Here is a 14388-nt window from a genome sequence, read left to right as displayed (position 1 = left end):
GTTGGTTTGGCATGATTGAACTTATCCTTATCATAACCTGATTTTACTCTTTTGCCTGATTATTTTTTACTAATTTATCATTTTTCTGATACCTTGATTGAGATGAATGAGTTTACTTCTTAGGTCTGCTATTATAGCGTCGATCTTATACCCGCTATTATTCAATAAAGTAGATTCATGACACAGAAAACAGTGAACTTTCCGATAAATTTTCCGGTAACCTTATCAGGGCAATGGCAATCGCCTAGTGATGCAAAATTATGCTCACTTTCAGTGGAACTTAAAGATTGGCTACTTGATGAAGGCTCACTCACCGCACGTTTGAAAAGTCACTGTGATAAATTTAAAGTGAGGGTGATTGGCGAGAAAAAACAATTATGCTCAGCGGCAGAAGCGTGTCACCTTATTAAAGCTGGCGAGGCTATTTTAGTGCGTGAAGTGCTTTTATATTGTGATGATGTGCCGCAGGTTTTCGCTCGAAGTTTGTTACCTTTAACGAGCTTAACAGGTAACGAACAGGACCTTGCTAATTTAGGTGAGCAACCATTAGGGCAAGTAATATTTAACAACCCAACATTACAACGCCAGCGATTGGAGTTATCTTCTTTTAACAGTGATTCAAGTGTTGCAATATTAGCAAGTCAGTTGACAAAAAGTAATGCCATTTTCAATGAAGAATCAACACTGGAGCAGGAGCTTTGGGGTCGTCGTTCTATATTTGTCTTGGATAATAAGCCCTTGATGGTGGCCGAGGTTTTTCTGCCAGGTGCTTTTGCTTATCAAGAAAAGTCAGGCTTCAATACATCAAAGTAATAAAACATTTAAAACTCTTAAAAGAAACAAATAAATGCTGAAAAAATTACAAAAAAAATGGCTAGCAATTAAATTAATTACCCGTATGGATAAGCCCATTGGTACTTATTTATTATTATGGCCTACCTACTGGGCTTTATGGATTGCTAGTGATGGCTGGCCAAATATGCATTTACTGTTAGTTTTTAGTTTAGGTGTTTTTATCATGCGCGGTGCTGGTTGTGTAATAAATGATTTAGCTGACAGGAAAATAGATGGCCAGGTTGAGCGTACTAAAAATAGACCGCTTGTAAATGGCATGATTACAACTAAGCAGGCCATCAACTTATTTGGTCTGTTAATTGGTATGGCACTTGGTTTAGTGTTAACCCTAAGTTGGCCAACAATTTACCTATCTGTGGTCGCGGTGTTTTTAGCGGCTCTTTATCCCTTTATGAAACGTTACACCCAGTTGCCACAAGTATTTTTAGGCGCGGCTTTTAGTTGGGGCATGATCATGGCCTTTTCAGAGGCACAAGGTCAGATACCCTTAGTTGCTTGGTTATTGTTTACAGCTAACCTATGCTGGACGGTGACTTACGATACTATGTACGCTATGGTCGATAGAGAGGATGATGTTAAAATTGGGGTAAAATCAACGGCTATTTTATTTGGCGATAACGATAAGCGTATTATCGGTTTTTTACAATTAATCACCTTGGCTTTATTGTGGACAGTGGGTGATATATTAGCTTTTGGTTGGCCGTATCAGTTGTGTCTTATTGTTGCAGCAGGCTTATTTAGCTATCAACAGTTATTGATTGTTAATAGAGATCGAGATGCTTGTTTTCAAGCTTTTTTACATAATCACTGGGTTGGTTTAATTGTTTTTGTTGGTATAGCAATTGAGTATTTATAGTGCTTAATTGAGCAGTTGCACAAACTTTTCAAAGGGTAATGGTTTGCTAAAATAATAACCTTGGTACTGATAACAACCCAGGGTTTTTAAACAGTTCAATTCTGCCGCCGTTTCAACACCTTCAGCCAGTATATTCATATTGAGGGTCTTGCCTAAGCTGATGATCATACTGGCAATGGCAGCACTTTCTTTGCATTGATCTATATTGGCGACAAAGGAACGATCTATTTTCAATAGGCTCGCCGGAATACGCTTTAAATAAGTTAGTGATGAATAACCAGTGCCAAAATCATCGATACTACAATCTATAGCTTGCTCTTTAAGTGCAGCAATGAGTTTGATTGAATCTTCAATATTTTCTACTAATAAGTTTTCTGTTAACTCTAGGGCTAAACGCTCTGCTGGAATATCATTTTGCTTGATAGCATTAAGTACCCGATCTTGAAAATCATGTTGATTTAGCTGCTTAGCGCTGATGTTAATCGCTATTTTTTTAAAGGACTCTGGCAATGTTAATAGTTCAAGTTGGTGAATATCGCGACAAGCTTGTTCTAATACCCACTGGCCAATGGCGAGAATTAAATCACTTTCTTCAGCAATAGGTATGTAAACCGCAGGTGATTCAATACCATGTACGGGATGTTGCCATCTTAATAACGCTTCAGCACCGATAATGTCGCCATAATGACTATATTGCGCCTGATAATATAATTTAAAATCGCCATTTTCTAAACCTTGCTTCATATCATCAGCGTATGCGAGGCGTCTTTTTATTTTCTCAGACATTACCGTTTGGTACTTTTTCCCTAGTCGACACTTTTCTCGTTTCGCTTCATACATGGCAATGTCAGCAAACTTAATCAAATTATTCACCGTACTGCTTTGTAATGGAAATAGTGAATATCCAATACTACAGCTGAGTTTGTATGAGTTGGCATCGATAACGAAGGGTATGATCAGTAACTGATTAATCTGGCTAATTAATTGGTTAATAGTGTCTTGATAACAATGGTTAAGGTTTTTAATGATAATGATAAATTCATCACCACCAAAGCGGCCGACATCAATATTCTCGTTATTTAACGAATAAAGTCGATTGGCTAAAGTGAGTAATATTTTATCGCCGACACTATGTCCCATAGCATCATTTATCGGTTTAAAGCGATTTAGATCAATAAAGATGACACTACCAATTTTTTTATTACTATGAGCATCATCAATAGCACTTTTAAGTAAATGATTAATATGCTGACGATTAAATAGACCCGTTAAACCGTCATGTTGCGCTTGATAAGCCACTTTATCTTCAATGAGTTGTCTTGACAGTACTTCTTTAACAAGGGAGTCGTGTACTAATGAGGTATAACAGCTAGTAGCTAGTTTTTTTAAAATGGGTGACAACGCCTTTTGTACTTCTTCTGCTATAGCGTAATGAGTTTCGAAGATAAGTAAACCATGATCAGGAATGATAAAGCCAAATAAATACTGATCATTGTCACATTGCAATGAAAGGTTTTGTTGAGCATGATTCAGTTGCTCGGCAAAGTTAGTTAGTATTGGATTTTTATGCCAAGGTTGGCCGCGCTTATTTTTAGGTATGCTAATAAAGTGCTGGTAATCCATACTTTCAAGCGCCACTAATTTTTTCGGCATACCGCTATGATCGCAGTATACATAGATATGTGAACTGGTTAAGTTGAGTCGATTAAAGCAGACTTTTAAAAAAACTTTCAACATGGCTTTTAAATCTAATTTGTTACCAATAGCCATGGCAAGTTCATGTTGTAATGAGATAATAAACAGTGCTTTATTCATTGTTTATCCCGTTGCTACCAAGAGCTGATTACAGTTGATTTATTAAGCAGGCGAATAGCGCCACTTGGGCTGTTGGCTATTTCACCTAATGAAAGTACACCAAATAAAATAGGGGTGGTGCAATGCTTAGCGATAACATCAAGCTCTTGCTCAAATTTATCTTCCATATATAACACCCGACTGATGCAATCAAATATCATTGTAGTAGATGTTATTTCAGTTGGTGTAGAAAATGCCGTTATGGCGGCTTGCTCAGCAGAAGCAATTAAAGTATCAGTATCACTTTTAAGTAAATACACCATAGAATTGATAGGTATACTGCCAGCACATTTTAAATCGCTTTTATGGGCGTAAATGGGATCTCGGACAATCAAGTTATGATTAATATCTTCAATACCTAATGGGAAATTTTTAGCTATATCGAAAAAATTACTGTTATTAAATTTATAGTCACTAGCACTTTCAATTGCCTGGCAATAAACCTCAAATGCAGATTGGTAATTTAAACTGTATACTGTATTTTCATGCGCATTAGAGACCAAAAAAGGCCCCTTAAAAATCTTCCAGCCATGGGCTACACCGACACTGACTTTATTGGGTATGGTGACCAGTAATACTGCATTTTTGTGCAGGCCTTGGTTAGTGAAAATACAAGGATTCTGAATAAAATCTAAGTTACCAGCACCACCACCGGCAATGTTAATTCCGTGATCTAAACATTCAAACATGCAATCAATAAAATCCTCGATATTATTGATTAATGAGTCGTAAAACATCAAAAAATCATTTCGACCACAATAATTGTCTTTTGCTTCGAGGGTTGAGGTGATAAGAGCTTCTAAGCTTTCTTCATCGGTAACCTGATGCAATTGTGAAAATAGGGTGACATCAAATGATTCATGAAAGCCAATGATCAACGCTCCTTGCTCTAATAAAGTATTTTGCAGGGTAAGCATAGGGTAAATGCCACCAAATACTGTCAAAGAGCAGGTACTTAATAGAGCAGAAAGTTGATCTTCTGGATAATGATTTTGGCTGCAAGTTAATACCAATAAGCTTTTTGCACCACTACTTTTAGCAAGACTTAAGCCGTACTTAAAATCAGATAATGCATTACTATGAGTATGCCAAGTGAATAATCCGGTATTCATCTTATTGTATCTCTTGGTGTTTTATTATTATGGTTTTACTACCAATTATCATGATGCCTAAGTTATTAATAGAAAACTAGTGTTAATTTTTGTAATCTAGCTGGGCGGTTTTTATTAGAAAATATTTCTGGTCTTTTGTTCGCTAGGCACAGGAATATGGTAGCTACTACTTATGTCTAGTTGCATTGTTGAATGCAAGCACAGTACAACTAGTGAGCAATCTATATATTATAAAAATAATTAATGACATTAAGTTAAAAGGAAAGGACGGATGAAAAAATCAATTTTCGTAAAAGCAGCTCTCGTGGTCTCGCTTGGGTTATCCTCACTAGGGCTGTCAGCATTAGCTCATGCCGATGATGACAAAAAATATCGTTGGCGCTTAGCTGAAACATGGGGGCCTAACTTTCCAATTTTTGGTGACGCCACTAAAAACATGGCCAAAATGGTCAAGGAAATGTCCAATGGCCGACTAACTATTCGCATAGACTCCTCTAATAAACATAAGTCGGCACTAGGAATTTTTGATTTTGTAAAAAGTGGCCAATATCAAATGGGCCATTCAGCTTCTTATTATTGGAAAGGTAAAAACTTTAATACCATGTTTTTTACTGCCGTTCCTTTTGGCATGATAGCGTCTGAGCAACATGCTTGGTTCTATTATGGCGGCGGCATGGAGTTAATGAAAAAAGTTTATGACCAATACGGTATTATGTCGTTCCCAGGTGGTAATACTGGCAACCAAATGGGTGGCTGGTTTAAAAAAGAAATCAACAGCGTTGAAGACCTTAAGGGGTTGAAAATGCGAATTCCAGGTTTTGCTGGCGAAGTCTTAGCAGAATTAGGTGCTAAACCGACAAATATCCCATCGGGTGAGCTGTATACTGCATTGGAACGTAACACTATCGATGCTTTAGAGTGGGTTGGACCATCACTAGATTTACGTATGGGCTTTCATAAAATAGCGCCATATTATTACACTGGTTGGCATGAGCCAGGTACTGAATTACAATTTATGGTAAATCAAAAAGCTTATAATTCGTTACCAAAAGACCTGCAGAAAATTCTAACTGTGGCGATGAAAGCTGCCGCTTATGATATGTACGCACAATCGATGCATGCCAGTGGTGTTAACTTAGCCTCACTAAAAAGTGATTACCCTAATGTGCAAATGCGCTCATTCCCTAAACCAGTAATGAATGCCATTTTGAAAGCGAATAACGAGCTATTAAAAGAGTTTGCTGCTAAAGATCCGCTGACAGCCGAAATTTTGAAATCGTTAAATGATTATAAACATCAAGTACGTGCTTGGACCAACTTGTCTGACAGAGCTTATCTTGATAACTTTGATGGCAAGTAACCTTACCATCATTTTTAGGTGACCCTTATAGATAAATCAGTGACTGAAGCTTAGTCACTGATTTTTTATTGCTAATTAATAAGTTTTATTTTCATAACAAATTGTAATATCAATAGAGAAACTCAATGGATTCAGTGTTAAGAATAACGGGTAAAATTATCGATGCCTTAGGTAATTTTTGTAGCTTGCTTATGGTGTTAATGATCATTAATGTTTTTTATGACGTTATCATGCGCTACTTTTTTAATGATGTCAGTATTGGTATGCAAGAGCTTGAGTGGCACCTATTTGCAGCTATGTTTATGTTTGGCATTGCTTATACCCTAAAAGAAGATAGCCATGTTCGAGTAGATATTTTTTATGATGTTATGTCTGCAAAAAAACAAGCCTTAGTGAATATTTTTGGCTCACTATTTTTAGCGCTACCTATCACTTTAGTTATTCTTTATTACAGCTGGGATTACACTTTTGAGGCCTACCAAATGGGTGAAGGCAGTGGCGACCCCGGAGGATTACCACATCGTTGGGTTGTCCGCAGCGTTATTCCACTTTCATCCATGTTTTTGATTCTGGCTATTTTCCATGTACTGGTTGCTCAGATAAAAACACTTACCACGCCCGCTAAACCTGAAATAGGGGAACAGTAATGACAGGTATTGTTCTGTTTGCTATCGCTCTGGTGTGCTTGTTTTTAGGCTATTCAGTTGCATTTACTTTTGCTGGTATCTCACTGATTGTCGGTGTTGCCGTACTTGGAATAGATCTCTTTGCTTTTATGCCATATCGGATCATGGCAATTATGGAAAATACTATTTTAATGGCTGTGCCTATGTTTATTTTTATGGGCATAGTCTTACAAAAAACAGGTCTAGCTGAGCGATTATTAGAGTCTGCCGCGAAGCTTTTTGGTGGTATCGCAGGTGGTGTGGCGGTTTCAACTATTATTGTGGGCGCTTTATTGGCTGCATCAACTGGTGTGGTTGGCGCTAGTGTAGTTGCTATGGGCGTTATTTCCTTACCGGTTATGTTAAAAAACAACTACCATCAACCAACTGCGGCGGGGGTTATTTGTGCCTCGGGCACATTGGGACAAATTATTCCGCCTTCTATCATCTTGATTATCTTAGGTGATGTTATGGGTGTACCAGTTGGCGACTTATTCCGGGCTGCGGTAATACCAGGCATGATGTTAGTGATTTTTTATACAGTTTATATTTTAATTTTAGGTAAAATTAAACCAGAATTAATGCCGCCACTTGTGGTCACTGAGAGTAAACGAGAGCTATTAGTACAAGCATTAAAAGACATTGTGCCGCCGTTAGTACTTATTCTTGCTGTACTAGGGTCAATCTTCGCAGGTATTGCTACACCAACTGAATCATCAGCTATTGGTGCTGTAGGTGCGATAGTGCTGTCTATTTTTTATGGCAGTTTTTCATTTGGAAAAATGCATGAAGTTTCGAAGGAAACGGTGAAAGTAACCTCTATGGTATTTGCTGTACTTATTGGCGCAACGGCATTTTCGATGGTATTTAGTTACTCAGGCAGTGAATATTTGATAGAAGATTTCTTTATGGGGTTACCTGGCGGTAAGTGGACTTTTATTATTTTAGCTATGTTGGCTATTTTAATTTTAGGCTTTTTTATCGACTTTATTGAAATTGCCTTCTTAGTGGTACCTATCTTGTTACCGGTAGCTATTGCTTTAGATATTAACTTGGTTTGGTTTGCCATTTTAATTTCAATGAACTTACAAACTTCATTTTTAACACCACCGTTTGGTTTTAGTTTATTTTACCTTAAAGGTGTGGCACCTAAATGGATGAAAACCACCACTATTTATAAAGGCGTTATCCCCTTCATTTTGATGCAAATATTGGTATTACTCTTGGTATTATCTTTCCCAGAGCATTTGATAATTTCTTAACTAATCTGAACTTTGGATAAAGGGGAGTATTGAGCAAAGGCTGCTTATCCAGAGTTCAGGTTAACTAATAGGAATGAGAGTGAACTTGAGTCTGTAGCTAGCAAGGCTTATATACGCTGCTTTAGTATTTCATAATTTCAATGTTCACTGCTGATTAATGTAAAAGTTCGGTGATAACAACGTTATGTAATAGCAATGAATATTCTTGTTACTGATTGTTATTATTATGTTTTATCAATACATGCCTTTTAGGCACATTGAAAAATAGCTAATGTTAATATATATTTTATATATCACTTATCATTAGGTTATTTTTTGATATGTCCTTAGCACAATGTAAAAGTTTCTTCTGCTTTTCTCTTTTTACTTTTGCATTTCAAGGGGCTGCGAGTGAAACAGCTAATGACAATTTACAATTTAGTGGCTTCGCCACATTAGGTGCTGTTTATTCTGATTCAGATCATCATGGCTACCGGAAAAGTGTTGGCTCGGCTGATGCTGTTTATGCTGGTGAGATTGATTTTAAGCAGCACTCATTGCTTGGTTTACAAGTTGATTGGAATATATCGTCAAACTTTGATGCGGTTTATCAAGGAGTATTAAGAGAATTACCCGATCCCTCATTTGATAGGTATACCACACTCGCTTTTCTTCGATATGAAGTTAATGCTAATTGGAGTTTTAGGTTAGGCCGGACAGCACCCGACATTTTTTTACTCACTGAATATCGAGATGTCGACTTTTCCTATATTTGGGCTACAGCACCCAATGAAGTTTATGGCATTATCCCCTATCGTAGTATTGATGGTATTGATGTTACCTATAGTCAGCGAGCTTTAGGTGGAGTTTTTCAAACAAAGCTATTTACTGGTTCAAGTGAGGCCGAAGTTGCGGCCAGTTCGACCATTGAAGAAATTAAAATTGAAGACATTATTGGCATTTCACTCTCTTTTGACCACTTTAACTGGCTCGTTCAAGTAAAGCATAGCCAAGTTAGTATTTCTAATGAACCACAGTCTAATGCTCTTTTAGCATCGAGTATCAGTCAAGTTCCTGACTTTCTATGGTCTAATTCACAAGATTTTTCCCAGTCATTGTTAATGAAAGGGCAAGAGGTCGATTATTCATCATTAAGTGCTCAATATTTTTGGAAAAATTGGCTGGCGTCAGCCGAAATATCTCGAATACAGTCGGCTAGTGAAGTCATCCCAAAAATAACCAGCGGTTATGCTGCTTTGTCTTATCAGCTTAATGCTCACCAGCTTTACTGTATTTATGCTTTTACAAATTCCAATAATTATATTTTTGATGAGTCAGGAGTCAATGAACAGGCACTAGAGGAACTAATTCACGCGACTACCGGCTTAATGAACTTCTATGCGGCTAACCAAGAGACTATCTCGTTAGGTTGGCGTTGGGATATAACTAGCTCTGTGGCTTCATCCTTACAATGGAACTACACTAGGTTAAAAGAAAACGGTAGTACCTTATGGTTAAATAATTCAGATCATCATGATGTCGCAGAAAATATTAATACAGTCTTCCTAACAATGAGTATGGTTTTCTGATGACTAAGTTTATACGGACTCTTACCTTTCTAATATGTACTCTGTTGAGTATTTCAGTGCATGCGCAAGAGTCTTTGGCTGTGGTGGTTAATAAAGAGAATCCGGTAGATGAATTATCTCGATCAGAGTTGATTGATCTATTTATGGGCAAGTACGTAGCTTTCCCTAATGATGAAAAAGCGATACCTGTAGAACTTAAAGGTGAGCATGAAATCAAAATTGAATTTTATCAAAACCTCGTTGGTTTACCTTTATCACGGGTGAATGCCTATTGGTCAAGGTTACGTTTTACTGGCAGAAAGCGGTCGGCGGTGTTTCAGTCAAACGAGAGTGACTTAATTGCATTTATTATAGCTAATGAGCAAGCTATTGGTTATTTGCCAGAGTCACAAATCACAGCAGACTTAAAGGTTGTTTATATTTTAAATGAATAAATCTGGCTTAGTGATTAGATTAGCAGTGGTCATTATTTTTACAGCAGTTATTGTTGGGCTTATTACTACCCAGCTTTTCTATCGTTTTACCTTTCTAAATGAACAAGCTCTTGGTGAGCAAAGTATTAATCAATTGTTTAACACGGTTTCACCGACGGCCTCAATTGCTAGTTACTTAGGTGATGAGGAACTTGCCAAAGAAGTGGTAAACGGTTTGATTAGTAATGATGTGATTACGGCGGCAGCCATTAAAACCGATGTGCTTATGGTGCAAAGTGATAATTATCAAAAGTCGGCAAATATCCTTGAGTTTACACTGTTTTCTCCTTTTCAAAAAAAAAGAAAAGTGGGCGTTCTTTTTGTTAAAATCAATAAAAAATTTCTTGCTAATAAAGCCGATAATATTAGTGCAACCAATGCTTTTGTTGTCGCAATTGAAGCGTTAATTATTACCATCATTTCAATTTTAGTTACCTATTATGTTATTACTCGACCTATTTTGAGTATTGGTAGAGCTCTGCATTTAATCAGCCCCGGAACTCATCAGCGCATAGATAAGCCAGTATCCCACCAAAAAAGTGAGATAGGTTTGTTAGTTGATGATGTTAATAGTCTATTGGCTAAAGCTGAGCAGCAAATGTTAAGAGAAAAAAGCCTTAGAAGTGAGGTACAGGTACTTGAGTCAAGATTTAGAATGTTATTTGAGAATGCCACATCAGCAATTGTATTAGTTGAGCCACAAGGCGATATCTTACTGTATAACGAGACTTTTGAGCGACTGGTTGAAAAGCTGGAATTATCACTGAAAAAGAATTATGGCAATTATTTGCAAGACCTTTTTATCATGAAAAAAGACCTACATGAACAGGTTCAAATCGCCTTTTCGAATAATGAATCAGCGGTGGTGGAATTAGAGCTAATATCATATCAAGATGAAAAAATTTGGGTACAAGTAGTGGTGACACAGTTGATCACTGATGATTTTCAAGAAAATTATCAAATTACCTTACATGATATCTCAAAACGTAAACAGCAAATATCGTTATTGGATAAGAGAGCGAATTATGACAGTTTAACAAATTTACTTAACCGCCAAGCGGCAGAGCAACACTTAAAGAAACTAACGCTTACTAGCGTATCATTTGCTTTGATAATGATGGACTTGAACGACTTTAAACCGATAAATGATATTTTTGGCCATGATGCAGGTGATGAATTGCTTATTCATGTATCGAGTCAGATGATGAAAAGCTTGAGAAAAGCTGATGTTTTGTCTCGCTGGGGTGGGGATGAATTTGTAGTTATTCTGCCTAATGCCACTAAACAAGAGGTTAAAAATGTTTGTGAAAAACTGGCAGCACAGTTAAGTAAACCCCTTCATTTATCTCAACATAACAAAAGTATTTTTGTTACCGCTAGTATGGGGGCGAGTTTTTACCCTGATGATCAAGTGGAGCTACTAGAGCTGATTAGATCGGCTGATAAAGCCATGTACCAAGTGAAAAAGAATAAGTCTGCAAATGAAGCACTTTATTTGGAATTCTGCAGTGATATTACCCATGAAAAAAAAGATAGTAAACTGTAATGATTGCGCAATCTAGTAAAGTAAGTCGCTCTTCAATCACGCTATTTTCTGCTACAGCGCGAGTTCACCGCCTTAGGTTAACATTGAAGATATTGCTTACTATTTTATGTTTGTTACTCATGAGTGAATTATTTTTTAGTGGTCAATCTGTATTGGCTTTAGCGATGGCTTTATCGATTGCCATTTTATTGGCTTTTTATTTTTGGGCTTCACCAGATACCTGCAGTGTTATATCCGGCATGGTATTGTGGTCTATCGCGGTGTTTATTACTTACGCTTGTTGGTTAGGTAATGGTGTTTTTGATACTATTATTTTTGGCTTTCCCTGCTTATTAATGCTCGCCATAGTTTTATCAGGTAAGCTAATTTTTATCTCTTTATATAGCTACCTTGTTGGTGCTTTATGTTTTTTTGCTTTTGCCCAACAGCAAAATTTATTGATCTCTGCATTACCCTTTGAAGCGTTTTCTCTGTGGGGGCGTGTCTTTAGCTATATCATCATATTGACTTTTTTTTCGGTGGGTGTATTTTTTATCTTTGCGGATATAAGGGAACGATTTAAAAGAATATTACAAAAAAATGCTTCGCTCGAATTAGCTATTAGCCAATTAAGACAGCGTAGTCGATTTGATCAGTTAACTCAGCTACCCAATGAAAACGCTTGTAAAACTGATCTTGAAAAAAAATTAAAACAAGAAAGATCTTCAGGGGATATCTTAGCTTTTATTACCTTGAATATTAGTAATTTACATGCAATTAAAATGAATTATAGCCATAAGATTTGTGATGAATCAATTAAAGTCATGGCTAAACGACTGGTGACTTTTGCCAACGATAAGGCGGTTATATATAGGTTTCAACAAAATGAATTTGTTATCTTAAAGCAGTCCAAGGATTATAGGGGCATCAGTAAATTTACCGAAAAAGTACATCAAGCTTGCGCAAAAATATTTCATGTTACTGACTTCGACGTTGCTTTACAGCCTGATATTGGTATTGCGCTTGCGCCTTTTGACGGTAGTACGATGGAAGAGTTAAGACATAATTCGCATTTAGCTATGCATGCAAGAGGTGAAGATAAAAAAGTTGATTTTAGCTTTTTTGATCAAGCAATGGCAGTGCAAGAGCAAGAAAAACTACAACTTACCAAAGATTTAAAAAGCGCCATTGATAATAATGAATTAGTTTTACATTTTCAGCCTAAAATAGACTTAGCAACAGAGCAAATAACAGGTGCAGAAGCTTTAATACGCTGGATTAGTCCAGAACACGGCTTCATACCTCCAACGGTATTTATTCCATTAGCGGAACAAGCCGGGGTAATAACTGACATAACTCATTGGGTTATTGATCAATCAGTTATTGCCTGCAAAGAGTGGCATCAGCTAGGATTCAATAAATTATGTATTGCGGTAAATTTATCGGCAGAAGATTTTAAACGCGGTAACCTGTCAACATACACCATGAGTGCCTTACATCAAGCTAACTTACCGGCACATTTTTTAGAATTAGAACTTACTGAATCAATGCTGATGGATGATATCAATTATATTCAGAAGCAAATAAATGAGTTGCGCTCATTTGGTATTTCGTTTGCGATTGATGACTTTGGTACTGGTTATTCAAATCTAGGTTATCTAACAAAATTTAATGTTTGCACACTTAAATTAGACCGTTCTTTTGTTAAAAATATCTGTCACTCAAGTAATGAACTGCAGATTGTTAAAGCGATAATAGGTATGAGTAAAAGTTTAAGCATTACCAATGTAGCAGAAGGCATCGAGGATAAAGCTACTGCAAATATTTTGGCCGAATTAGGTTGTGATATGGGGCAGGGTTACTTTTGGTCTAAACCAGTTGCCCAAGCAGATTTTATTGCTTTATTGAGAGAAAAGAGCCAATAAGCGTTAGACTTTAACGCCTAATAGGAAGTTTCGCTTGTACCTTCTGCATGTGCTGCCTAAAACTTTTATCAAATTTACTTTCACCACAAGCAAAATAAGATGTTGAAGCCTCAACAGGGCTGCCAAGTATCTGTTCTCGATGAATTGTACAGGTACCGTTATCATTTTTGGTGATTGACCCTACATGAGATTGACTGGTATTAAGTTTGTATTGTTGATCAATTGTCAGTGGCACTAGGGTCTTTGGTACAGGGAAAGGATCACCATCCATGCCTGATGCTGAACGCTTTTGTGTTAACTCGACAAAAGCTTGATCGCGCTGCTGGTTAGCCAGCTTGTTCCTAAGCCGTGATAAACGATCATAACTAGAAAAACCACCTCGACTAGCACCAGCTACTTTATTTTTAGTGGTTACCGTGTCGCTTTTTACAGCATTAGTGACTTGTGCTGGTGGTGGCTTAATTATAGGTGCTATTGCAGGTTCTGAGACTACCTTAGTAGATGCTACTTTAGCTGTTACCTTTGGCTGAGAATCATTGGTAGGCTTTGTGATTATTTCCTTTTTGGGTACAACCTGTTTAGCAGCAGTCTTTTTCGGAGGCTTTATTTCCGCGATAACTTGTTCAGTAGTAATTATTTTCGGCACGGATTTCTTAGCTATTGTTTTCTTGGGCGCAGAATACAAGAAGCTCTTAATTGAAGTGACTTTAGGTTTATCTCGTTTGATAACCTTAGGGGGATTTATTGAGCCATAAGTTAATGCAAATAATAAAATTAAGTGCAGTAATACAGAAACAATAATTGTAGTGTAAGTTCCCTTTAACACAGTGTATTTATTCTTTTAGTTTTAATTAGTACGACTATAGACCAAAAAAAACACCACTGGTTCAATACACTGTGGCGTTTTTTATGGTTCAAATAGCGTTTGAATAT

General features: G+C 36.9%; 12 protein-coding genes. 9 read left to right on the top strand and 3 right to left on the bottom strand.

Translation table 11 applies throughout. The annotated features are described in order from the left end of the window. Positions 1-177: 177 nt before the first annotated feature. Together GAB14E_RS20740 and ubiA are read left to right on the top strand one after the other, a co-directional pair. Complete coding sequence (locus GAB14E_RS20740; RefSeq protein WP_033080444.1) at positions 178-813, top strand: chorismate--pyruvate lyase family protein; 636 nt, start codon at positions 178-180, stop codon at positions 811-813. 34 nt (positions 814-847) lie between these two features. Next, positions 848-1711, top strand: coding sequence for a 4-hydroxybenzoate octaprenyltransferase (ubiA, locus tag GAB14E_RS20745; RefSeq protein WP_033080443.1), 864 nt, complete (start codon positions 848-850; stop codon positions 1709-1711). Between the two features lie 3 nt (positions 1712-1714). On the opposite strand, the gene GAB14E_RS0122455 is transcribed toward ubiA, so the two are convergent. Beyond that, complete coding sequence (locus GAB14E_RS0122455) at positions 1715-3526, bottom strand: putative bifunctional diguanylate cyclase/phosphodiesterase (RefSeq protein WP_052093403.1); 1812 nt, start codon at positions 3524-3526, stop codon at positions 1715-1717. 14 nt (positions 3527-3540) lie between these two features. Continuing rightward, positions 3541-4677 carry an FIST signal transduction protein gene (locus GAB14E_RS20750; protein ID WP_033080442.1) on the bottom strand — a complete coding sequence of 379 codons (1137 nt, stop codon included), beginning with the start codon at positions 4675-4677 and terminating at the stop codon, positions 3541-3543. Between the two features lie 271 nt (positions 4678-4948). On the opposite strand from GAB14E_RS20750, the gene GAB14E_RS20755 reads away from it, so the two are divergent. From GAB14E_RS20755 to GAB14E_RS20785, 7 genes are all read left to right on the top strand, one after another. After that, positions 4949-6037 (top strand): TRAP transporter substrate-binding protein, encoded by a 1089-nt coding sequence (locus tag GAB14E_RS20755; protein ID WP_033080441.1) that lies wholly within the window; start codon positions 4949-4951, stop codon positions 6035-6037. A gap of 125 nt (positions 6038-6162) precedes the next feature. Then, on the top strand, positions 6163-6684 hold the full coding sequence (locus GAB14E_RS20760; protein WP_081967674.1) for a TRAP transporter small permease subunit: 522 nt from the start codon (positions 6163-6165) through the stop codon (positions 6682-6684). Further along, the gene (locus GAB14E_RS20765) at positions 6684-7964 is read left to right on the top strand and encodes a TRAP transporter large permease (RefSeq protein ID WP_033080440.1); all 1281 of its coding nucleotides are present in this window, start codon (positions 6684-6686) and stop codon (positions 7962-7964) included. The genes GAB14E_RS20760 and GAB14E_RS20765 overlap by 1 nt, the downstream gene beginning before the upstream one ends. 320 nt (positions 7965-8284) lie before the next feature. After that, positions 8285-9532: a hypothetical protein gene (locus GAB14E_RS20770; protein ID WP_033080439.1), complete on the top strand. Its 1248-nt coding sequence runs from the start codon at positions 8285-8287 to the stop codon at positions 9530-9532. After that, positions 9532-9966, top strand: coding sequence for a type 2 periplasmic-binding domain-containing protein (locus GAB14E_RS20775; RefSeq protein WP_033080438.1), 435 nt, complete (start codon positions 9532-9534; stop codon positions 9964-9966). The genes GAB14E_RS20770 and GAB14E_RS20775 overlap by 1 nt, the downstream gene beginning before the upstream one ends. Continuing rightward, entirely contained in the window at positions 9959-11551 is a 1593-nt protein-coding gene (locus tag GAB14E_RS20780) for a sensor domain-containing diguanylate cyclase (RefSeq protein ID WP_033080437.1), read from the top strand. The genes GAB14E_RS20775 and GAB14E_RS20780 overlap by 8 nt, the downstream gene beginning before the upstream one ends. Beyond that, positions 11551-13455 carry a putative bifunctional diguanylate cyclase/phosphodiesterase gene (locus GAB14E_RS20785; RefSeq protein WP_033080436.1) on the top strand — a complete coding sequence of 635 codons (1905 nt, stop codon included), beginning with the start codon at positions 11551-11553 and terminating at the stop codon, positions 13453-13455. Before GAB14E_RS20780 ends, GAB14E_RS20785 begins: the two co-directional genes overlap by 1 nt. Positions 13456-13465: 10 nt before the next feature. Here the strand turns inward: GAB14E_RS20785 and GAB14E_RS20790 are convergent, their stop codons facing one another. After that, a complete protein-coding gene (locus GAB14E_RS20790) occupies positions 13466-14281 on the bottom strand; it encodes a hypothetical protein (RefSeq protein ID WP_033080435.1) in 816 nt (271 codons plus the stop codon). Between the last annotated feature and the right edge of the window lie 107 nt (positions 14282-14388).

Source organism: Colwellia psychrerythraea, assembly GCF_000764185.1.
Lineage (GTDB): Bacteria > Pseudomonadota > Gammaproteobacteria > Enterobacterales > Alteromonadaceae > Colwellia > Colwellia psychrerythraea_B.
Note: the sequence above shows the minus strand (reverse complement) of the source record. Positions and strands in the feature narration are given on the sequence as shown.